Below are 21,672 nucleotides of genomic sequence, written 5' to 3'. Positions count from 1 at the left end.
TCAGCCGAACCGGCGCTGCAACGCGTCGGTGAGGCCGGGGGCCACCCCGCGCAGCCGCGCGGGAAACCGCAACCATCGTGGTACGAAGACCTCCGCCTTGCCGCGCTCCACCGCCCGCACGATCCCGTCGGCCACCACGGAGGCGGGCACCGGGCGAGGAAAGCGCCGGGTGTAAGGCGCGCCCCGGCGCGCGAAGAACGGCGTGTCCACCGCGCCGGGCACCACCACCGAGACCCCGATCCCGTGGACGGCGACCTCGTGCCGCACACTGGCGGCGAACACGTTCACGGCCGCTTTCGTCGCCGAGTAGACGGCTTCGCGGGCCACCGCCATGTGCCCCGCGATGGACGACACGAACACCAGGTGCCCGCGTCCCCGCCGCACCATGCCGGGCAGTACCGCGTGGGCGAGCCGCAGCGACGCCAGCACGTTGGTGTCGACCAGCTCGACGATCTCGTCGTCCGCCAGATCGGTGAGACACCCCGCCCGGCCGAGCCCCGCCGCCGCGACGAGCACGTCGACGTCACCGGCTTCCGAGACAAGAGCGGGAATCGCCCGTGGTTCGGTCAGATCGGCCACGTACGGCGTGGCGTTCGTCCGCCGGGCGACGGCGGCGAGCGCGCTCGCGTCCCGGCCGACGGCGACCACCCGACAGCCGCGGGCCGCGAACGCCGCCACCGTGGCGGCCCCGATCCCGGAGGAACCACCGGTGACGAGTACTCGCGCACCGGGCCCGATCACGGCAGCTCCCGCACCGGCGCGCCCGCGACGAGGTCCGCCATCCGGGCGGTCACCGCGTCGGCCACGTCGGAGAGGTCGGCGCGCGCCGTGACGCACACCGCGATCCACGGTCCCCAGGTGAGCGCGCCCCAGGCGAGCCCGGTGCCGGGCGCGAGCGCCAGGACGGGATACGCCCCCGACATCACGGCGCCGTGCCAGCGCACTTCCCGCCGAGGTCCGGGCATCACCGTGCCGACGGCGTTGAACCAGTCGCCGCGGTACACGCACCGAGCCGCCGCCCGGTGCAGGGGCGGCGGCAACACACCGAGCGCCTGCACCACGAGATTCGCGGCCTCGGGCACCCCGGTCTCGGTGCGTGACCGCAAGGCCTCGGCGACCCGCCGGACCCGCACGGCGAAGTCCATCGGCCCCACCGGCAGGTCCACCGACACCGCACCGGTGTGGTTGCCCGCCACCCGCAGGCTGTCGGTGCCCCGGACCGACCAGGGCACCATGAGCCGGAACCGGTCACCGGGGTCACGGCCGACGTCGTGCCAGGCCTGCGCGAACGCCGCGAGCACGTAGTCGGCCGCGGCGACGCCCGCCGCGCGGGCACCCGACCGCACCGCGCGTCCGGGAAGGAGCCCGAGGGAGTGGTGCCTGCGGGCGTCGGGAACGGGGCCGTCCGTCGTGACGTGAGGCGCTCGCCCGGCCGCGGCCAACCGCCACAGTCCGGAAAGGACCGGCCGCAGTCCGGCACGCAACCCCGGCGCTCCGCCGCCCCCCATCGGCACGGCGGGACGGCTCGCCCACGGCAGCTTCTCCGCGTCGTCGGTGTCGGACAACAACGCCTGCAACACGGTCATGCCGTCGCCGAGCGCGTGGTGCAGCTTCACCAGCAGGGCGCTCCGCCCGTCGGCCAACCCCGTGACGATCCGGGCGGCGCTCACGGCGTGTTCGGCACGCAGCGGGACGGAGAAGAAGCCGTCCACCGCGGACTCCAGGTCGACCGCCGTCACCGCGTCGACGTTCGCCGAGGCCGGTCTGCCCGGCACGGGCTCCCACCGGGCGGGCCGGGTGGCGGTGGCGGGTAGGAGCCGACCGAGGGAACCGGGAACCGAGGTCAGCATGGTCGCCGTGTGGTCGATTGTGGGCACGGGACCGGGCTCGAACACCAGGACCGTGCCCACGTGCTGGGGCACGTCGGGGGTGTCGACATGGGCGAAGAGGGCGTCCGACGCGGGCAGCGCGCGGGGGCCCGGCCGGGGCGGGGTGGTGGCGAGCCGGTGGATCGCCCGTTCGAGCTCGGCCGGTCCGGTGGCGGGGTCCCACGAGGCCGTGGGCAGGCCGAAGCCCCGGTACCGCCGCAACCAGGCGAGCCCCGCGGTCGCCACGGGGTGCGTGGAGAGCACGAGGTCCGGGCGCACCTCGTCGAGCAGGCGGCCGAGCGCCCGTCCCGCCGACGCACCGGCGGCCGGCGTGGGCGAGACGCTTCCGGTGAGCACGTCGATCTCCGGCCAGACGCGCCGCGCGACCTCGTGTATCGAGGGCAGCAAGGAGTTCGCCGTCCCGGCGGAGACGACGAGCAGCCGAGGCACGGTGGGGGTCGGCACCACTCCAGCCTGCCACGCGCCGCGCCGCGGCGCGGCCGTGACGCGCGGGACTCACCTGCCCGGACGAGGGACGTGTGTCGGTGTGGGCTCAGCGACCGGACGAACCCCACCGGTCCTCGTCACGCGGGGCGAGGCGACGCACGGCCAACAGCCCGAGCGCGAACAACAACCGGTCGCGGGCGTCGGACACCGACCTTCCGGTGACCGACTCGATGCGTTGCAGTCGATAGATCACGGTGTTGCGGTGACAGTAGAGCCGTTGCGCCGCGCGGGTGGGGGAGCCACCACTGTCGATCACCGCGTCCAGTGTCGACAGCAACGTCTCCCGCTCCTGCTCGGGCAGGGCGAGCAGGTCCCCGAAGGCCACCTGGGTCAGTCGGCTCGTCAACTCGGGACTGCCCACGAGCAACGCCTCGGGCAGGTGCTCGTCGAGAAGCGCCACCCCCGGTCCGGTCAGCGTCCTCGCCGCCGTGCGGGCCAGCGTGTAGGCGTCGCCGACCTGGCCGAGCGTGTTGATCACCGGGGACGCGCCCACCCGGCCCGCCACCGCGGGCCGTAAGGCGTCCAACGCCTCGGCCGCGGTGCGATCGCCGAGCGCGACCAACCCCACGATGTCGGAGGGACGCACGTGCCACGACGACACGAGGCCGTGCGAGGCGAGGGTGTCCCTCGGCGACCGGAGCGGCTCGTCGGTAGGGGCGTCGACCGGGGCCACCACGCACAGCATCGGCCCGCACGTCGGCAACCCGAGCACCGTGGCGGCCTCCTGCGCGACGGCCGCGTCCTTGCCCCGGCCATCCAACAGCGCTCCGAGGAAGGCGTGGCGCTTGTTCAACTCCCGGCTGCGCAGCCGGGACTCCTCCAGTCGGTAGGCGTCGACCAGCGCCGCCGAACCCGCGTCGATCACCCGCCAGCCCCAGCCCGAGGCGTCCAGCAGCTCCCGGTCGTAGCGGCCCCGGAACCGGTCCCGCGAGGTCGACAGCAACCCTTCCCAGATCACCTGGCCACCCAGCCGGTACGCCCGCAGTACGGCTTCCAGCGGAATGCCCTCCCTCGCGCGTTTGCGGCCGGTCTCACGGGAGGTGTCGTTGGGATCGACGCCGTCCGGCACGAACCCGCCGAGTGCCTGGACGCCGCGTTCGAGGTTCGCCTTGAGGTTCTCGCGCAGGTCGTCTGGAGCCGACACCCCGAGCTCGGCGTAGGAGGGCTCGGCCCGCAACACCATCAGGGTGAGCCGGTCCGCGAGGGCGTCGAGGTCCTCCAGCATCGCGGTGGTGAGGACGCGCAGGGCGGTCCTCGCCGACGAGGAGACCTCGTCGTTCGTCGGGTGGCCCGCTGCCGTCGTCATCCTCGTGACCATGGCACGGCCGGTGGCGCCGCGTCCAGCACTTTCGTGCGTTCCGCACAAACGAGGCGACAGCCCTTGGGCGCTCGGCCCCGCGACCTGCCGGGCACGCGGCACGAGCGTGGGGGCCGGGTCCGTGGTCTTCTCGCCGACCGGCGCCGGAATCGGGCGGTCCGCCCAGTTCTTTCGCCAAACGCTGGGCGGTGCGCCTATGGCCGCCGTTGGACGTCCGGCACGAGGCTGTTGCTGCCCCGACCACGGACGGGCTGGCGACGAGGCCAGCGACGGGAGGTGCGAACGTGCGACACCGACACCCGGTCGACACCGGCGGCGCACCGCCGAGGCAACCCCTGTTCGAACTCCGGGACGTCACGGTACGTTTCGGCGGCCTCACCGCGCTCTCCGCCGTCTCGCTCACGGCCCTGCCCCGAGAGGTGCACGGCGTGATCGGCCCCAACGGCGCGGGCAAGACGACCCTGTTCAACGTCTGCTGCGGATTCGTGCGCCCCGACTCGGGTGAGATCCGGGTGCGTGGCGAACCGGTGTCCCATCCCCGCCCGCACCGGCTGGCCTCCCTCGGCATCGCACGCACCCTCCAGGGGCTCGGACTGTTCCGAGGGCTCACCGTGCTGGAGAACGTCATGGTCGGGGCCGACCGGTTCCGCCGCTCGGGCTTCCTCTCCGCGCTGCTGGGACTGCGCCGCTCGACGGCCGACGAACGAGCCTTGCGGGCCCGGTCGGAAGCGGTGCTGCGGGAGCTCGGCATCCACGACCACGCCACCGCGTCGCCCGAGGCCCTGCCGTACCCCGTGCGCAAACGCGTGGCCCTGGCCCGTGCCTTGGTCTCGGAACCCGAACTGTTGCTTTTGGACGAACCGGCGAGCGGGCTCGGACACGAGGACATGGACGAACTCGGCGACCTCGTGCGCACGCTGTCCGACCGGATGGCCGTCGTGCTCGTCGACCACCACATGGACCTCGTGATGTCGGTGTGCGACCGGATCACCGTCCTCGACTTCGGCAAGGTGATCGCCTCCGGACCGCCCGAGGAGATCGCCACCGACCCCGCCGTGGTGGCGGCGTACCTGGGGGAGGAGGCACGCGCATGAGCGGCACGCCGGACGACCGCTCCACCCGTGAGGACGGTGGCACTCGGGCCGCGCTGCGCGTGCGGGGACTGACCGCGCGCTACGGGCCGGTCATCGCGCTCGACGACGTGGACCTCACCGCCCCTCCCGGCCGCGTCACCGCCGTCCTGGGAGCGAACGGCGCGGGCAAGACGACGTTGCTGCGTACGGTGTCGGGACTCCTCCGGCCGAAGGCGGGCCGGGTCGAACTCGGTGGGGTGGACCTCACCGAGGCCAGCGCCGAGGACGTCGCCAGGGCCGGGATCGCCCACGTCCCCGAGGGGCGGGGAGTGATCACGGAGCTGACGGTGGAGGAGAACCTGCGCCTGGGCTCGTTGCTCGGCTCTCTCCGTTCGGCATCCCGCACCCCGCCCACGCTCGCCGACGTGTACTCGTTGTTCCCGCCGCTGCGGCGGCGCGTGGGACACGCCGCGCACTCGCTGTCCGGCGGCGAGCGGCAGATGCTCGTGATCGCCCGCGCGCTGCTGTCGGCACCCGAGGTGTTGTTGCTGGACGAACCGTCGCTCGGCCTCGCCCCTCGGGTCGTCTCCCGGATCTTCGCGGTGCTGCGCGACCTGGTCGACACCGAGGGACTCGCCGTGCTGCTCGTCGAGCAGAACGCGCGCAGCGCGCTGTCCATCGCCGACACCGGCGTGGTGCTCAACCTCGGCAGGGTGGTGGCACGGGCGGACGCCGCCACGCTCGCCGCGGACGACGAACTCCGCCACGCCTACCTCGGTTTCTGACCCCGTTCCCTCCCGACCCCGGAGAGCTGCATGCAGCGATTCGTCGACCTCACCCTCAACGGCATCAGCCGGGGCGCCGTCTACGCCGCCTTCGCGCTGGCGCTGGTGCTGATCTGGCGTTCCACCCGCGTCGTCAACTTCGCGCAGGGCGCGATGGGCATGCTCACCACCTACCTCGCGCTGGTCGTCATCGAAAGCGGCCTGCCGTACTGGGTGGGGTTCGCGGTCGCGCTCGCCGCGGGACTCGTGCTCGGAGCCGTGCTGGAGCGCGTGGTCGTCCGTCCGGTCGAGAAAGGTCCCGAACTGAACGCCGTCATCGTCACGCTCGGGCTGTTCGTCGCCCTGCAGGCGCTGGCCGCGGTGTTGTTCGGCTCCGCCTACGAGTCCTTCCCGGCACCGTTTCCGCTCACCGGGTTCTCCGTCGGGGGGACCACGGTGGCGTTCACCCCGTTCGACGCGTTCGTCGTGCTCGCGGTCCTCGCGGTGATGCTCGCGCTCGTGGCGCTGTTCCGGCTCACCGATCTCGGGCTACGGATGCGCGCCTCCGCGTTGCACGAGGAGGTCTCCCGACTGCTCGGAATCCGCGTGGGGCGCATGCTCACGCTGGGATGGGCGCTGGCGGCCGTCGTGGGCTCGCTGGCCGGCCTGCTCATCGCCGGGGGAAGTCTGATCCACCCCGCCTACATGGAACCGGTGATCGTGTTCGGGTTCGTGGCCGCCGTGCTGGGCGGGCTCGACAGCCCTCCCGGTGCGGTGGTCGGTGGACTCCTCATCGGACTCGCACTGTCCTACGTGTCCGGATACCTCGGCAGCGAACTCGTGGCGCTCGCGGCCCTCGCAATCCTCGTCGTGGTGCTCCTCGTCCGACCTCGGGGACTGTTCGGCCGTACGACCGAGAGGAAGGTCTGAATGAGCCAGTCGACCACGGGTGCTCGGCGACGGCTCCTCCCGTCGTCGCCCCCGGTACGCCACGCCCTCGCCGCGGCCCTCGCGCTGGTGGTCGTGGTGCTGGTGTGCGAGAACATCTCCCCGTTCCGGCACGCCCAGCTCGCGGCCGTGGCCTACTACGCGATCGCGGCCGCCGGGCTGACCGTGCTCACCGGACTGAACGGCCAGATCTCCCTCGGACACGGCGCCCTCATGGCCGTGGGGGCGTACGCCACCGCGTTGCTGCTGCGCGACGGAACCCTGCCGTTCGGGATCGCCATGCTCGCCGCCGCGGCGCTCACCGCGCTCGTCGGCGCGGTCGTCGGCGCGGCCGCGGCCCGGTTGCAGGGCCCGTACCTCGCCGGCGCCACCCTCGCGCTCGCCGTCGGGGTACCGGGACTGGCGGTGCACTTCGACGACGTCCTCGGGGGCGAGCAGGGGCTCGGCGTGAACACACCGCGACCCGCGCGGTGGTTCGACGACGCGATGTTCTTCCTCACCGGCTCCGACCTGGGACACCAGAAGTTCCTCGCCTACGTGGCCTGGGGAACTCTCCTGCTCGTCCTCTACCTGTTGGCCAACCTCGTGACGAGCCGGTACGGGCGGACGTGGCGGGCCGTACGGGACGACGAGGTGGCCGCCGCGCTGGCGGGCATCCACCTCGGGCGGGCACGGGTCCTGGCGTTCGTGGTCAGCGCCGCCTGCGCCGGACTCGCCGGATCGGTGCTGGCGCTGGTGGTGCGGCTGACCGCCCCCAGCGGATTCACCCTCGTGCTGTCGTTGTCACTGCTCACGGCGGTGGTGGTCGGTGGGCTCGGCAGTCTCACCGGCGCCGTGCTCGGCAGCGCGTTGCTGGTGTTCCTCCCACCCGCGGTGACGGACCTGGGAACCGAGTTCGGCCTGACCGCCGTCCGGGCGGCGCAACTCGCTCCCCTCATCTACGGGATCGTGCTGGTGGCCGTGATGCTCACCGCTCCGTCGGGAGTGGCCGGACTCGGTCGCCGCGTGTGGAACCGGGTACGGAACGGAAAGGATGACGGATGAGAGCGACGTCGAGACCACGGGTGGCACTCGTGGGGCTGGCCGCGGCGCTGGTGCTGTCGGCATGCGGCGCGGGCGGACGGCAGGACGCGGAAGCGGGCGGTTCCCAGCCCGGCGTCACCGCCGAGGCGGTGAGGATCGGCGCCCACTTCCCGCTCACGGGCGTCGCCGCGCCCGGCTACAGCGAGATCCCCACCGGCGCCAAGGCCTACTTCGATTTCGTCAACGCCCATGGAGGGGTTCACGGCCGCATCATCGAATACCTCTACAAGGACGACGCCTACAACCCCACCAACACCAGCCAGGTGACGAGCGAACTGGTGCTCAACGACGAGATCTTCGCGATGGTCGGAGGCCTGGGCACCCCCACCCACAGCGCGGTGCTCGATTTCCTCCGCGACAACGAGGTGCCCGACCTGTTCGTGTCCTCCGGCTCGCTGCTGTGGGACCAGCCCGACCGTTATCCGGGCACGTTCGGCTGGCAGTCCGACTACGAGATCGAGGGAAAGATCCTCGGCAAGTACCTCGCCGAGCACTACCCCGACGCCAAGGTGGGCCTGCTGCTGCAGGACGACGACTTCGGCGAGGACGGCGAGAAAGGTGTCCGGGCGTACGTCGACTCGCAGATCGTCACCACGCAGCGCTACGCCCCGACGGCGGGCGACATCACCCCGCAGATCAGTGCCTTGAAGGACGCCGGTGCCGAGATCGTCGTCGGGTTCACCGTGCCCTCCTTCACCGCGCTCAGCCAGCTTTCGGCGCAGCGCCTGGACTACCGGCCCCAGTGGGTCTACAGCAACGTGGGCTCCGACTCCCAGCTCGTCGGATCGCTGCTGGCCCGGTTCTCCGAAGGGAAGGTCGAGGACGCCAGTTCGCTGGAGGGCGCGCTGACCACCGAGTACCTCGCCGGGGTCGAGGACACCGACGACCCGTGGGTGCGGCTGTGGCAGCGGGTGTGGGACGAACACGGCGACGGTGGTGAACTCACCAACTACCGGATCTACGGGATGGCGCAGGCGTACACCTTCGTGCAGGTGTTACAGGCCGCGGGCCCCGAGCCGACCCGCGAAGGCCTGGTGCGGGCGCTGGAGACCGTGGGCGGGGACCTCACCGGCCCGACCTTCGCGCCCTTCCGCTACTCGGAGGACTCCCACGCGGGGGTGTCGGGGGTGCGGGTCGTGGAGATCGTCGAGGACGGTACCGAGGCGTTGACGCCCGTCCTGCTGACCGACAACGGCGACGCGCCCATCACCGAGTCGGACTCCGAACACGCCCCACCGCCGGAGGACGGGGTCCCCGACGTCGAGCCGGTGAACTGAGGGGTCACGACAGGCCGAGAGCGGCGGTCAGGACGCGGGCCGCGGTCCCGCCACGTTCGATGGCGACGTCCAGCGCGGCGGGCACGTCGAGGTCGGTGCCGAGCAGCTGCCGCATGTGCTCGATGCCGGTGTCGTCCGTGTGCCCGCCTCCCCGGCCCGCGGCCCGGTACAGGTCCTCCAGCCTCGCGGCGGCGATGTCCAGGACTCCGGGGGCGTACTCCCACGACTCCGCCCACGGCCGGTCGATGAGCGCGAGCCGCACCACCGGGGGCGCGTAGTCGCGCAGGAGGTCCTGCACGGACACGCAGTTCCCGTGCGACTTGGCCATCTTCACGCCGTCGGCCAGCACCGTGCCGACGTGGAACCACGCTCGCGCGTACGGCGACACGCCCGCGTACGCCTCGGCCATCGCCGCGTGGTAGGCGTGGTGCGGGAAGCGCAGGTCGGCGCCGCCCGCGTGGATGTCCACGCACGGCCCGAACGTCGACACCGCCATGGCGACGCACTCCGCGTGCCACCCCGGCCGGCCCGGACCCCACGGTGAGTCCCACACCGGATGGCCCGGTTCGGCGGGCTGCCACACCGCGACGTCGAACGGGTCGTCCTTCGTCGCGTCGTCGGGCCTGCCGCCGTACTCCCGCGCCAGCCGCAGGGCCGTCTCCTCGTTGAGCCCGGACCGCGCCACCACGTGCCTGCCCCGGAAGTACACGCCACCGTCCCGCACGTACGCCGCACCCGAGGAGGCGAGCGCACCGGCCAACCGGATCACCGCGTCGACGTAACGGTGCGCTCTCGGCTCGTGGTCGGGCATGCGCACTCGCAACGCCGACATGTCCTCCTCGAAGCGGAACTCCTGGAGCGCCGCGAAATGGTCGTACCGCACCCCTGCCGTGCGGGCGGCGTCGTCGATCACGTCGTCGACGTCCGTGACGTTGCGGCACAGGATCGGCTCCACACCGAGGGTGCGCAGCACGCGCCGCAGCGTGTCCACCCACACGAACGTCGCGGCGTGACCGAGGTGCGTCATGTCGTACGGCGTGATGCCGCACGCGTAGACGCGGGCGCGGTCGAGCAGCGTCGTCACCCGACCGTCGAGCGTGAGCGCCGTGGCGCCGGTGGCGGGGCGCCAGCGGGTCATCGATTCGAACGTCATGGCCCCATCGTCGCGCCTGCGGCCTCACCTCGCGCTTCGACGGCGAACGGGCTCAGGGCACGGGGGCGGTCACCACTCGCGGTTCTGCAGCCCCACGAGGATGCGGTCGACGACGCTGGGGTCGGGCGTGGCGGGCTCGGCGTCGGGGGCAGGTTCGGGCACCGTGCGGACCCGGCGCTCGGCACGGCGAGGCAGCCGCACCTGCTCGGCCGTCACCCCGTCGGGCAGCGGGATCTCGCACCACACCAGCTTGCCCCGGCCCTCCAGGGGCACGGCGCCGGTCGGGTGGCCCTCCACCACGGGCGCGTCGTCGTGGATGTGGTCGAGCTGGTCGTCCTCCACCTCGACGACGAGGCAGTTTCCCGACAACCGCAGCCGCACGGTGACGAAGCCGGGGGAGGAGGTGTCGGTTCTCTCCACTACGGCCTCGACCAACTGCCGGGCCACGTCCGCCGCCTCGTCGAACAGCTCACGTAACGACCATTCGGTGAGCGAGAATCGGACGAACAGCTCGGTGCACTTGATGGCACTGGGCAGCGCGACCAGACGGAGGTCGTCGAGCTGGGCGGTCTGGGAATTCACAGAAGATCCTTCCACGGTCGCTTCCCATCAGGCGCCGGCTGGTCGGCGAGGCCGGAGGCCAGTATCTTGCCGCATCCGCCCGCCCGCGTCGAGCCCTCGGAACATGGGGGCGTCACACACCGCGACCGAGCGGAGACCAGCCGTGGACACCCTACCTCGGGTCCATTCCGGAGTTGGCGGATGGTCAATTCCGCTCGGCGGCGGAGGGCACGGTGGTGGTGCCGTCGGGGCGCGGTCGCGAGCAGACACCGGGCGGGACCGGGGAGGTGTGGGCCCGCACGGCCGCTCCCAGCTGCCTGCCCAACTCGGTGTAGGCGGCGAACTCGCCGTGGTCGAACCACTGATCACCGGTGCTGTCGTTCGGGAACTCGGGATGGTGGACGGCATAGGACTGCAGCGCGTAGGGCAGGTCGGGCCACAACACCCCGCGGGCCACGATCAGCTCCCCCGTGACCCCCTCGTCGAGGCCGCTCTCGGGCGGGTAGTACACGGTGCCGGTCACGACGGGGGAGACGGCCATGCGGTCGGCCAGCGGGTGCCCCGGAAGGTCGGGCCGGGCCGAGCCGGGGTCGACGCACCACGGTTCGTGCAGCTCCACCCGGACACCCAGCTCCTGCCGGGCGAGTTCGAGCGCCTCGGCGAGCGTGCGCGCCGAGGGCGGGTGGTCGTTGCTCGCGTCGATGCAGTAGATGCGGGTGCAGCGGCGCCGGAACAGCTCCACCAGGCCCAGGTTGTCGTAGTGGGCGCCGTCGCTGATGTGCAGCAACCGGTCGTAGTGCCGGTGACTGCCGAACACCTCGCGCACCAGGTAGGGCAGCCGCCGGACCTTCGGCAGCCACGGGTACGCCCAGTCGCCCCGCCGGGCCGCCTCCCGTGCCTGCCGCACGAAGCCGGGGTTCGGCAGCCACGCCCCGAGCCGCGCCCCGGAGACCGCGAGGAGCACCTGGAACCAGCGGCTCAGCCTCCCCATCGCGGACGCGAACGCGGCGCCACTCAGCGCCACGGCACCCTGGACGGTGAGGTCACGGCGGATCCGGGTGCCCGAGATGCGTTCGAGGTCGTCGGTACGCACCCACCCGACGTCGGGGCCGCCGGTCCACTTCGCACTCATGGTGAACGACACGGCACCCAGCCCCGGCGGGGTGCGGTGCTCGCCCTTCAGGTTCGCGGCGGCGGCGAAGACGACCTCGGGGAACCGGACTCCCTCGGCCACCGCGCCGTAGGCGGAGAGCGTGGTGGTCTCGGCCGGGTCGTAGGGCACGGCCACCACCTGGCCGTCGGAGTGTCTCCGCATCACGCGCACCGCGAAGGCACGGGCCAGCCGCTCGCGGTAGAACGGGTGCAGGCTGAGTGACGTCACGTCGAACACCCCGCCGAGCACGACCACCAGGACGAGCGTGGCGGCGGCCGTCCACAGTGCGTCGGCCCGGCCCTCGGTCATCACGGCGGCGCCGAGCAGCAGCAACCACAGCAGGGCGAGCACACCGGTGGCGAGGATGACGAGCAGCCGTCGCAGCAGCCCGTCGGGCACGGCCGCGAGCGGCTTCGAACCACCGCTTCGACGAAGGAAGCCGAACCGGCGCAACCGGGCCCGCCGGCGCCACGCCATCGCCGACACGGCGCTGAGGTAGGTCAGGGCCACCGCCCCCACCGGGGCGCCGACGTCGACGGTCACGTCGGTGCGGGACAGCAACCACGCCGAGACCCAGGCGAGTGAGGGCACGACCACCGCGATCCCGGACACGATCCAGGCGAGCGCCGCGAAGTCGGTGGCGAGTCGCGCGACGACCGCGCGCCGTGTGTTCTCGCTCCGGGCCGCCAGTCCGAACAGGAACGCGCACAGCGCCAGCACGGTCACGGCCACGGCGGCGCCGAGCCGGGGCGTGGGATAGCTGAGCGGGTCGCCGGACAGCGAGGTCAGCGGCACCCGCTGGTACAACCATCCGGCGGCGACGCCGAGAACGAGTGCGGGTCCGAAGAGGACTATCAGGGACAGCACCAGCCCACGGGCGATACGGCCGAGCGCCGCCAGCACCTCGCCCGAGGTGTCGGCGATGTAGCTGGAATGCCGTCGGATGTGGTTCAGCTCGGCGGTGCCGTCGGTGAAGACCGTCTCGGGGTCGCGCTCGACGGTGCCACCCGGTGGTGGCGACCCCGCGCCGGTGAGGGCCTGTTGGAATGCTCCGGCGGTGAAGCCACCGCCCGAGACCGACACCAGGTACCGTGCGCCGAGCAGCTCCTCCCGCAGCGTGGACAGGACGCCGAGCGCCACGCTCGCGGCCCGGATGCCGCCGCCCGACAGGCAGAATCCGGTGGTGTGTTCCCCTCTGTGCCACCGCTTGCTCACGACGTCGGGGCGGACGTCGGGCACGGTGTACGCCTGGCGCCAGCGGGTGGCGCGGGCGTCCGAATCGGTGGGCAGCGGGGGATCGTCCGGGTCGATGGGACGGGGAGGAATGCTCGTGAGCACGTGGTCGGCGCGCCGCTCCAGCTCTTTGGCCGAATGGGTCACGCACCGCCCCACCAGCACCGTCGCCCCGAGCACCGCGATGACCGCCGCGGGACCCAACGCGGAGTACTTCACCACGGCGAGCGCGGTGACACAGTGCGCGAGCACGGAGTCCGGGGTGATCTCCCCTCCCGAAAGCAGCAACACCACGTTCTCGAACAGGTGGGTCACCACGGCCACGACGGTGGCGGTCACCCCGAACCGGACGGCGGCTCGGGCCGGCGGAGTGCGCCACACCCAGCCCGCGGCGGCCGTGCCCAGGTAGAGACCGACGCCGTAGCAGACGGCGAGCGCGAATCCCCACGCGGCGCCGGACGTGATCGCGTCGGGATCACTCGGCCCGTCGGGAGTGGGGAACTCCACGGCGATGAGCGCGCTGCCGGTGTGCAACCAGCCTCCCACCACGGTGAGCGCGATGGCGGCCAGCGCCAGTACGGCAGCGATGGGGCGCGACGGGACGTCTCGGCGGACGGGACCCGGCACCGACATACCTGTCACTCTCCTCGGCTCGTCTGCTCCAGTGTCGATCATGCGGGCCGTGCCCTCGTCACCAGGTCTGGTCGGGATGGTCTCACCATCGCGGCGGTCGAGGACACGGCCGAATGAGCGGAACCGAGTCCCCCGACGGACGCCGTCCGGTGACACCGTGCTCAACTCGTATAACGGCCTATACGGCCGGGGTTTCGGATCGCTCACGAAGGGGAAGCGCGGTGAGGTAGGCCCGCGACGAACGGAGATCGCATGGCGAGGAAGGCGAACAAACCGATCGTGGTGGGTGTGGACCGTTCCACGGCCGCGCGCGAGGCGCTGCGATGGGCCATCGACGAAGCCCTGGTGCGCGACTGCCCCGTGCACGCCGTCGTCGTGTGGTCGGTGGATCTCACCAGGGAACCGCCGTGGCACCCCGTCGAGAAGATCCGCGCGCGTCACGCCCGTGAACTGGACGCCACGATCGCGGAGGCCACCCGTGGCCGGGACCGACTGCCGCGGATCGTGCCGATGGTGGTCGAAGGCGCTCCCGCCGCGGGGCTGATCGAGGTGTCGCGGGGAGCGGCCATGCTCGTGGTCGCGCGCCGGGCGGGGCAATGGGTGCGTCGAGCCCTGATGGGCTCGGTCAGCAGCGCGTGCGTGAAGCACGCCGAGGTGCCGGTGGTCGTGGTGCCTCCGGCCATGGAGACACCGGAGAGCGCGGACGAGTGGCTGGTCGACGAGAACATCTCGTCCGCGGGCCCGCCGCGAAACAGCTGACCGCGGCGTTCGACCCCGCGGAGGGCTCCTCGACGAGCGGGAGGTCCGAGGGAGGCTCGGGACGGCCGTCCGGGTTTGCCGAGCCGGTCACCTCGGCAAACCCGGACGCTCTCGGCGGTCCTCGGCGCCGGACGCCGCCCTCCCACGTGTCGAAAAGCCGCACCGGAAGCGGTGCGCCGGAGGGAGAGGACGACGTGGTCCTTCCCCGGCCGGTGGGGCACACCGAGCCTCCCCGTGCCGGGATCACGCCGGACTCAGTCGTGTCGCACGCGGATCTGCCGCCTGTTCTCCTCCGGCTTGCTCAACTCGACCTTGATGGTGAGGATGCCGTCGTCGTAGGAGGCGTCGATGGCGTCCTCCCGCGCGCCGGTCGGTAGCGCCACCGTGCGCGCGAAGGAACCGTAACGGAACTCGGACCGACCGCCTTCGGACTGCTCCTCCGAGCGTTCCGCCTCGATGGTCAACAAACCGTTGTGGACGGTGATGGTGAGGTCCTTGTCCACATCGATCCCCGGCAGCTCGGCCCGGAGCACGTAGGTGTTGCCCTCGATGCGGTCCTCGATGCGGATGCTGTGCAGGTCCAGAGCCGGGCGCAGCCCGCCCATCGTGGGCAGCATCTCGATCAGGTCGCGGAAGTCGGGGATCAGAGAGTGGCCGTGGGAGCGTTCGAGCTGACTCATGAGGTTCCCTTCCGACGGTTTTCCCCCATCGCAGCTCCACCGGGGCGCGTCGGGCGAGAGTCCTCCGCACGCCGCGCCGAGGGACCTAAGTCCCTTCGCTGTCCACCGCCCGCGCGCGCACGCTGGGAGACGACCCTGCCGAGCGAGGAGACAGCCATGCGGGCATGGCGCGTGACGCGGCCGGGTCCGATCACCTCCGGGCCCCTGACACAGCACGACGAGCCGATCCCCCGGCCCGCGCCGGGCGAGTTGCTCGTCCGAGTGCTCGCCTGCGGGGTCTGCCGCACCGACCTGCACGTCAGCGAAGGAGACCTGCCCGTGCATCGGCCCGCCGTGGTTCCGGGTCACGAGGTGGTCGGCGTGGTCGAGGAGATCGGCGAGGGCGTCGGCGAGGACACCGCGGCGGAGTTCCCGCCGGGGGAGAAGGTGGGTGTGCCCTGGTTGCGGAACACGTGCGGGACGTGCCGCTACTGCGTGCGCGGCGCCGAGAATCTGTGCCCGGACTCGCACTACACGGGGTGGGACGCCGACGGCGGCTACGCCGACTACGTCACCGTGCCCGCGGACTACGCGTTGCCGCTGCCGTCCGGGTACTCCGACACCGACCTCGCGCCACTGCTCTGTGCGGGCATCATCGGCTACCGCGCGCTGCGCCGTGCCGAATTGCCTCCCGGCGGCCGCCTCGGCGTGTACGGCTTCGGCGGCAGCGCCCACCTGACCACCCAGGTGGCCATAGCCGAGGGAGCGCGAGTGCACGTGATGACACGCGGCTCGGCGGCTCGGGAGCTCGCCACCGACCTCGGCGCCGCGTCGGTGCGGGGCGCCGCCGACCCGCCCCCCGAACCACTCGACGCGGCCGTGCTGTTCGCTCCCGCCGGGGAACTCGTCCCGGTCGCCCTCACCGCCCTCGACCGGGGCGCAACGCTCGCCATCGCCGGGATCCACCTGACCGACGTCCCGCCGCTGAACTATCGCGCCCACCTGTTCGAGGAACGACAGCTTCGCAGCGTCACCGCGAACACCCGCGACGACGCCCGTGAGTTCCTGCGACTCGCCGGACGACACCGACTGCGGGTCTCCACCACCCCCTATGCCCTGGACGAGGCGGACTGTGCCCTCGCCGACCTCGCCGCGGGCCGGGTCGTCGGCGCGGCCGTGCTCCGGCCGGACCTGTCCGCCGCGAGGGGGTGAGCCGGATGCCGATCCGATTCCGGCGAGGGCCCGTGGTGGCGCTCGCCGTCCTGCTCTGCGCCGTGGTGGGAGTCGTGACGTGGCTGCTGGTGTCCGGCGACGACCCCGGAGGGCCGACTCCCTCCCCACCGGGGACCGCTTCGCGCGAACCCGGCCCCGAGGCCGTCGCCCCACCGCCGGCCGAGGTCCCGCTCACCGTGGTGAAGATCGACAACGTCCCCGCCGCGCGTCCGCAGAGCGGGCTCGACGCCGCCGATGTCGTCTACGTCGAGCCGGTGGAGGGCGGGTTCACCCGGCTGGCCGCCGTCTACTCGACACAGCCGCCCGACGTCACCGGACCGGTGCGGAGCGCGCGGGAGTCCGATGTCGAACTGCTCGCCCAGTACGGCGACCCGGCACTCGTGTTCTCCGGCGCCGCGCCCGAGATCGAACCCGTTCTCACCGGTTCCACCGCCAGGCTCGTACGGCCACGGGACGACCCCGACGGTTTCTACCGCGACCCGGCCAGGACCGCCCCGCACAACCTCTACGCGCGACCCGCGCTCCTGCCCAGGGGCGCGGGCCCCGCGCCCACCGGGGTGTTGCCGCGAGGCGAGGTGCCCACCGGCGGCAGGCAGGTAAGCGACCACACCGTCGCCTTCGAGCGGGACGAATACGGGTTCACCTGGTCGTCGGAGACGGGACGCTGGCTGGTGACGTTGAACGGAACCCCGGTGACGTCGGTGGGCGCGGGCGAGGTCGGTGCCGCCAGCGTGGTGGTACAGCGGGTGGACCTCGCCGAGGGCACGAGCGTGCGCGACGCGAGCGGTTCGCCGTCGCCCGTGGTCCGCAGCGTCGGCACCGGACCGGTCACCGTGCTGCGCGAGGGAAGGTCGTTCGACGGCACGTGGTCCCGCCCCTCGGCCACCGACGGCACCCGGTTCACCACCGAGTCCGGACAACCGCTGCCGCTCGCCGACGGACCGGTATGGGTGCTGCTCCTGCCGCGCTGATCAACTCCGGGCGGCGTGCCGCTCCGGGCGCACGACCATGACGGGACACGACGCGTGGTGGATGAGCGCCTGACTGGTGGAGCCCAGCAGCATGCCCCGGAACCCTCCCCGGCCCCGGCTTCCCACCACGACCAGTTGCGCCGCCTTGCTGTGTTCCAAAAGCTCGTGGCGCGGCCGGTCCTTCACGACCTCCCGCTCCACGTGCACGTCCGGGTACTGCTCCTGCCAACCGGCGAGACGTTCGGCGAGCACACGGGTCTCGTACTCGTGGATGGGCTCCCAGTCCTCGAACATGCGCCGTTCCTCCAACAGCGCCGTGGTGGTGTCGCTCCAGGTGTGCACGGCGATCAGGTCGACGTTGCGGACCGACGCCTCCGCGAACGCGTGACCGATCGCCCGGACGCTCAGCGGGCTGCCGTCCACCCCGACCACGATCGGGCGCGTGTCCTCGGCGACGGCGTCGGGATAATCCCGGCGCACCGAGACCACGGGGCAATGACCGTGGGAGACCAGGGCCAAGGTGGTCGAGCCGACCATCAGCCCCGCGAGCCCCGTCCGCCCGGACGAGCCGACCACCACCATCCGTGCCGTACGGGAGGCGTGCAGCAGGAAGGGAATCGCCGCGTCGGTCTCGAACCGCGCCTCCACCGTCGGGGCGCCCACCTGGGTGGCGATCTCCTCCGCGGTGCGCAACGCCCGTCGCTGCCGCTCCCGGAGCTCCTCCTTGAACGCCTCGGGCGGGGGCACGGTGAAACCGATGAGATAGGGGTCGCTGAGCCCGGAGGCGTGGACGAGCCGCAACGGCACGTGGTGCTTCGCCGCGGTCAGGGCTGCCCAGCGCACGGCGCGCATGGCGGCCTCCGAGTCGTCGACACCGACCACGATCGGCGAGTTGTCGCTGTACGGACGGCTCATTCGCCCTCCCTCGTCCGCGGACCGTGTTTCGAGCCTAGGGTTTTTCGAGGCCGCCCCGCCACGGACGCGTCTTCCCGGACGAGTCGACTACGGGGTGACGGTGTCCTCGCCCCCCGAGGTGCTCCCCACTGCCCGAGCACTGAGCAGCAGCCATCCCGCCACGGCGAGCCAGATCGCCACGAATTGTCCGAAGAGGATGACCGCCGCCGCGCCGCACGCCATGAGCGTGGCGCCGAGCGCGCTCCCGCACCGGCGGGCCACCCGCTCGGCCCGTTCCCGGTCACGGGTACGGGACCACACCGCGGCCCGCACCAATCGCCCGCCGTCCAGCGGGGCTCCCGGCAGCAAGGTGAACACGCAGAAGACGAGGTTCGCCAGACCCAGCCACAGCAGCACGGCCAACGCCGTCGGGGACAGCAGCGGCTCGACGGTGAGCGCGAGCCCCCAACACCCGAGACCCGCGCCCGCGCTGGCCACGGGACCCGCCACGGCGATCACGACGTCGGTGCGGGGACTCGGCGGGGGAGCCTCCCGCTCGGCCGTGCCGCCCGGCAACCCCAGCACCACCCGGTGGGTGCTCACCCCGTACCGCCGGGCCGCCACCGCGTGGGCGAGTTCGTGCAGCACCACGGAGGCGAAGAACCCGAGCGCCACGACGAGACCGCCGAGCCAGTACAGGGCGACGGGTTGGTCCGGCGCTGTGACCGGAAGCAGTCCCAACGCCAGCACCGACGTCAGCACCACCACGGCCACGAGGGCGGAGGCGTGCACGTCGAACCGCACTCCACCGGCATTACCCAGACGACGGCACGCCATCACGATCCTCCCGGATCGGCCTTCCCCGATCGCCGCACGTGGTGAGGGGTGCCGCGTCCGCGACGCGGCGGGGTCCTCCCGACACGTCCGACCTCGTCGTCCGGCACGGGGGGCATGTCGAGTTCCTCGTCGTCCTCGGCACCTTCCGAGCATCACCGCGCGGCGGGGTCCGGGGGCAGGGCCGAACGACCCCGGTGCCGGGGCAACGGTGCCCCGGCGGTCGCCTTTCGGGCCGATTCCCCCTCGGCCGGGGGCTTTCGACCCCTGTCCGGCCGCGTCCTCGGCCGTCACCCTGGTCACCGAAGGAAGGCGGAGAGGGAGCTGCCGGATGACGAGTGCGGAGACCACCGCGGGTCTCGTGGTGGGAGTGGACGGTTCGACACCAGCGCTGCGAGCCACCGCCTGGGCGGCGGCGACAGCGACCCGGCGGCACAAACCGTTGCTGCTCGTGGCCGCGTTGGAGCCGCCCACGCCCTACGGCACGGGGATCGGGCTGCCGCCCGACCACTTCGTGAAGCTGGAGGGCGAGGGCCGCGAGTGGCTCGACCGGGCGCGGTCGGTGGCCGACCGCGCGGGAGGCCCCGAGGAGGTCGGCACCGAACTCGCCCTCGGCAGCGCCCCCTCGGTGCTGGCCGAGCACGCTCGGCACGCGGCCTGCGTGGTCATCGGCGGACACGACGCCCCGGAACACGGTGGCAGGCTCGGCCCGGTGGCCACGGCCCTCATGGGACGCGCGCCATGTCCCGTCGCCGTGGTGCGCTGGCCGGGGGACGCCGAGAATCCGCCGGGACACGGTCCCGTCGTGGTGGGAGTCGACGGATCGCCCACCAGCGTGGAGGCCGTCGTCGTCGCCTACGAGGAAGCCTCCTTGCGAGGCGCGCCACTGGTCGCCGTGCACTCCGCCGGGCACGCCCACCGCGGTCTGTTCCATCACGGTGGCGGGCCGTGGGGAGAGGGCGAGAACGCGGAGGCCGTCACGCTCGCGGAGCGTCTGGCGGGCATGCGGGAGCGCTACCCCGAGGTCGAGGTCGAGCGCGTGGTGACCCGCGACGACCCGACTCCGGCCCTGTTGCACCACGCCGAGGCGGCGCAGCTCCTCGTCGTCGGCAGCACCGGTCACCGAGAACTGAGCGGCCGGTTGCTCGGGTCGACGAGCCACGCGTTGGCACGGGCCGCGCCGTGCCCGTTGCTCGTGGTGCCGGGCCGCACCGGAGCCCGGACCCAGTCGGGCCGCACTCGACGTCGGGAGAGGACGAGGTCATGAGCCTGATCGTCGCGGGGATCGACGGGTCTCGCTCCGCCGTGGACGCCGCTCGCTGGGCCGCCGAGGAAGCCTCCGCCCACGGCGACACCCTGCGGCTCGTCCACGCCTACGTCGTGCCCGAACACGGCTATCCGGCGTTCGCCGCGACCTTCCCCCAGCTCCGGGAAGGCATGCGTCACCAGGGCACGAAGTGGCTCGACGAGGCGAGGGAGGAGGTCGGGAAGGTGGCTTCCGACCTCCGCGTGGAGACCGAACTCGTCGAGGGCGAACCGGTGCCCGTACTCGTCGGGGAATCGAGGCGGGCCCGCATGACCGTGCTCGGTTCCCGCGGGCTCGGTGGGTTCACGGGCATGCTGGTCGGCTCGGTGGCGGTGGGGCTGACGGCGCACGGCCACTCACCCGTGATCGTGGTGCGCGGACAGCGACGGTCGGTGTCCCCGGACGCGCCGGTCGTGGTGGGGGTGGACGGTTCGGAGTCCAGCACGGCGGCGTTGCGGTTCGCGTTCGCCGAGGCCGCCGACCGACGCGCGTCGCTGACGGTGGTGCGGACCTGGCGCGGCATCTTCCTCGACGAGTCCGTGCCCCGCTATCCGCTCAAGGTCGACCCCCACGAGATCGAGGAAGCGGAACGCGCCGCCCTCACCGAACAGGTCGCTCCGCTGCGGGACGCATACCCGGACGTCGCGGTCGAACTCGTCGTCGTGAGGGGGCGGCCCGTGCGCACGTTGTTGGAGTACGGCGAGCGCGCTCGGCTGCTCGTGGTGGGCAGCCGGGGCCGCAGTGGGTTCAAGGGCATGCTGCTCGGCTCCACCAGCCGGGCGCTCGTGGTCCACGCGCCCTGCGCCGTCGCCGTGGTTCGGTCGGCTGCGGGAGAGTAGATGCGTGCCAAGGACATCATGACCAGCCCCGTGGTCACCGCTTCGCCGGACGACCCCGTGAAGCGGGTGACCCGGCTGCTCACCGAGCACGGCTTCACGGCCCTGCCCGTGGTCGACGACGCCGACCAGGTGGTCGGGATCGTCACCGAGGCGGACGTCATGGCCGGGCGGGTGCCGCGCGACGCACGCCACCGCTCCGGATACTCGGCGGAACCCCCGCCCGGGACGGTGGCCGAGGTGATGACGCCCTCGCCCACATGCACCCAGCAGAGCGAGGACGTGGCCGATTTGGTGAGCACGCTGTTGGAGGGACACCACCGGGCGGTGCCGGTGCTCGCGGGGACGAAGCTGGTCGGCATCGTGACCCGAAGCGACGTCGTGCGCGCGTTGTCACGCGACGACGCCGACATCGCCAGGGACGTCCGGCGTCGGCTGATGATCTACGGCGGTCCCGATCGGTGGAGCGTCACGGTCGAGGGCGGCACGGTGACGATCGAGGACGACCACGACGACACCACCGACCGACACGTCGCCACGGTGCTCGCCGAGTCGGTGCCCGGAGTGGTCCGGGCGACGGTCCGCCACCGCGAGCGCGACCCCGACTGA

20 protein-coding genes are annotated in these 21,672 nt (G+C 72.4%); 11 read left to right on the top strand and 9 right to left on the bottom strand.

Annotation, left to right across the window (positions count from 1 at the left end; genetic code table 11):
* From SACGLDRAFT_RS12600 to SACGLDRAFT_RS12590, 3 genes are all read right to left on the bottom strand, one after another.
* Positions 1–741: an SDR family NAD(P)-dependent oxidoreductase gene (locus SACGLDRAFT_RS12600; protein WP_005465119.1), complete on the bottom strand. Its 741-nt coding sequence runs from the start codon at positions 739–741 to the stop codon at positions 1–3.
* On the bottom strand, positions 738–2,333 hold the full coding sequence (locus SACGLDRAFT_RS12595; RefSeq protein WP_232283958.1) for a wax ester/triacylglycerol synthase domain-containing protein: 1,596 nt from the start codon (positions 2,331–2,333) through the stop codon (positions 738–740). The genes SACGLDRAFT_RS12600 and SACGLDRAFT_RS12595 overlap by 4 nt, the downstream gene beginning before the upstream one ends.
* A gap of 88 nt (positions 2,334–2,421) precedes the next feature.
* The gene (locus tag SACGLDRAFT_RS12590; protein ID WP_040919937.1) at positions 2,422–3,681 is read right to left on the bottom strand and encodes a PucR family transcriptional regulator; all 1,260 of its coding nucleotides are present in this window, start codon (positions 3,679–3,681) and stop codon (positions 2,422–2,424) included.
* A 296-nt stretch (positions 3,682–3,977) separates the two neighbouring features.
* Between SACGLDRAFT_RS12590 and SACGLDRAFT_RS12585 the strand changes: the two genes are divergently transcribed.
* The 5 genes from SACGLDRAFT_RS12585 to SACGLDRAFT_RS12565 are packed head-to-tail and all read left to right on the top strand — an operon-like array spanning position 3,978 to position 8,838.
* The gene (locus SACGLDRAFT_RS12585) at positions 3,978–4,787 is read left to right on the top strand and encodes an ABC transporter ATP-binding protein (RefSeq protein WP_005465115.1); all 810 of its coding nucleotides are present in this window, start codon (positions 3,978–3,980) and stop codon (positions 4,785–4,787) included.
* Positions 4,784–5,551: an ABC transporter ATP-binding protein gene (locus SACGLDRAFT_RS12580; RefSeq protein ID WP_005465114.1), complete on the top strand. Its 768-nt coding sequence runs from the start codon at positions 4,784–4,786 to the stop codon at positions 5,549–5,551. The genes SACGLDRAFT_RS12585 and SACGLDRAFT_RS12580 overlap by 4 nt, the downstream gene beginning before the upstream one ends.
* A 30-nt stretch (positions 5,552–5,581) precedes the next feature.
* Positions 5,582–6,460 (top strand): branched-chain amino acid ABC transporter permease, encoded by an 879-nt coding sequence (locus SACGLDRAFT_RS12575; protein ID WP_005465113.1) that lies wholly within the window; start codon positions 5,582–5,584, stop codon positions 6,458–6,460.
* Entirely contained in the window at positions 6,461–7,522 is a 1,062-nt protein-coding gene (locus SACGLDRAFT_RS12570; protein ID WP_005465112.1) for a branched-chain amino acid ABC transporter permease, read from the top strand.
* A complete protein-coding gene (locus tag SACGLDRAFT_RS12565; protein WP_005465111.1) occupies positions 7,519–8,838 on the top strand; it encodes an ABC transporter substrate-binding protein in 1,320 nt (439 codons plus the stop codon). The genes SACGLDRAFT_RS12570 and SACGLDRAFT_RS12565 overlap by 4 nt, the downstream gene beginning before the upstream one ends.
* A 4-nt stretch (positions 8,839–8,842) precedes the next feature.
* Here the strand turns inward: SACGLDRAFT_RS12565 and SACGLDRAFT_RS12560 are convergent, their stop codons facing one another.
* From SACGLDRAFT_RS12560 to SACGLDRAFT_RS12550, 3 genes are all read right to left on the bottom strand, one after another.
* Positions 8,843–9,991 (bottom strand): cysteine--tRNA ligase, encoded by a 1,149-nt coding sequence (locus SACGLDRAFT_RS12560; protein ID WP_005465109.1) that lies wholly within the window; start codon positions 9,989–9,991, stop codon positions 8,843–8,845.
* Between the two features lie 69 nt (positions 9,992–10,060).
* Positions 10,061–10,573, bottom strand: a complete 513-nt coding sequence (locus SACGLDRAFT_RS12555) for a hypothetical protein (protein ID WP_005465108.1) — start codon at positions 10,571–10,573, stop codon at positions 10,061–10,063.
* Positions 10,574–10,757: 184 nt separating this feature from the next.
* Complete coding sequence (locus SACGLDRAFT_RS12550) at positions 10,758–13,571, bottom strand: patatin-like phospholipase domain-containing protein (protein ID WP_005465107.1); 2,814 nt, start codon at positions 13,569–13,571, stop codon at positions 10,758–10,760.
* 252 nt (positions 13,572–13,823) lie between these two features.
* Between SACGLDRAFT_RS12550 and SACGLDRAFT_RS12545 the strand changes: the two genes are divergently transcribed.
* Complete coding sequence (locus SACGLDRAFT_RS12545; RefSeq protein WP_005465106.1) at positions 13,824–14,330, top strand: universal stress protein; 507 nt, start codon at positions 13,824–13,826, stop codon at positions 14,328–14,330.
* Positions 14,331–14,584: 254 nt separating this feature from the next.
* On the opposite strand, the gene SACGLDRAFT_RS12540 is transcribed toward SACGLDRAFT_RS12545, so the two are convergent.
* The gene (locus SACGLDRAFT_RS12540) at positions 14,585–15,010 is read right to left on the bottom strand and encodes an Hsp20/alpha crystallin family protein (RefSeq protein ID WP_005465105.1); all 426 of its coding nucleotides are present in this window, start codon (positions 15,008–15,010) and stop codon (positions 14,585–14,587) included.
* Between the two features lie 156 nt (positions 15,011–15,166).
* Between SACGLDRAFT_RS12540 and SACGLDRAFT_RS12535 the strand changes: the two genes are divergently transcribed.
* A complete protein-coding gene (locus SACGLDRAFT_RS12535; protein WP_005465104.1) occupies positions 15,167–16,201 on the top strand; it encodes a zinc-binding alcohol dehydrogenase family protein in 1,035 nt (344 codons plus the stop codon).
* Between the two features lie 5 nt (positions 16,202–16,206).
* Positions 16,207–17,193: a DUF3048 domain-containing protein gene (locus tag SACGLDRAFT_RS12530; RefSeq protein WP_005465103.1), complete on the top strand. Its 987-nt coding sequence runs from the start codon at positions 16,207–16,209 to the stop codon at positions 17,191–17,193.
* Here SACGLDRAFT_RS12530 and SACGLDRAFT_RS12525 read toward each other — a convergent pair whose 3' ends face one another.
* Entirely contained in the window at positions 17,194–18,108 is a 915-nt protein-coding gene (locus SACGLDRAFT_RS12525; protein ID WP_005465101.1) for a universal stress protein, read from the bottom strand.
* 87 nt (positions 18,109–18,195) lie between these two features.
* Positions 18,196–18,924: a site-2 protease family protein gene (locus tag SACGLDRAFT_RS12520; protein ID WP_005465099.1), complete on the bottom strand. Its 729-nt coding sequence runs from the start codon at positions 18,922–18,924 to the stop codon at positions 18,196–18,198.
* Between the two features lie 328 nt (positions 18,925–19,252).
* Between SACGLDRAFT_RS12520 and SACGLDRAFT_RS12515 the strand changes: the two genes are divergently transcribed.
* Genes SACGLDRAFT_RS12515 through SACGLDRAFT_RS12505 form a run of 3 tightly spaced genes read left to right on the top strand, consistent with a single transcriptional unit; the run spans position 19,253 to position 21,672 of the window.
* A complete protein-coding gene (locus SACGLDRAFT_RS12515; protein WP_005465097.1) occupies positions 19,253–20,188 on the top strand; it encodes a universal stress protein in 936 nt (311 codons plus the stop codon).
* Entirely contained in the window at positions 20,185–21,066 is an 882-nt protein-coding gene (locus SACGLDRAFT_RS12510) for a universal stress protein (RefSeq protein WP_005465095.1), read from the top strand. The genes SACGLDRAFT_RS12515 and SACGLDRAFT_RS12510 overlap by 4 nt, the downstream gene beginning before the upstream one ends.
* Positions 21,067–21,672, top strand: a complete 606-nt coding sequence (locus SACGLDRAFT_RS12505) for a CBS domain-containing protein (RefSeq protein ID WP_005465093.1) — start codon at positions 21,067–21,069, stop codon at positions 21,670–21,672.

It is taken from the genome of Saccharomonospora glauca K62, assembly GCF_000243395.2.
GTDB classification, from domain to species: domain Bacteria; phylum Actinomycetota; class Actinomycetes; order Mycobacteriales; family Pseudonocardiaceae; genus Saccharomonospora; species Saccharomonospora glauca.
This window is presented reverse-complemented; position numbering and strand designations above follow the sequence as displayed.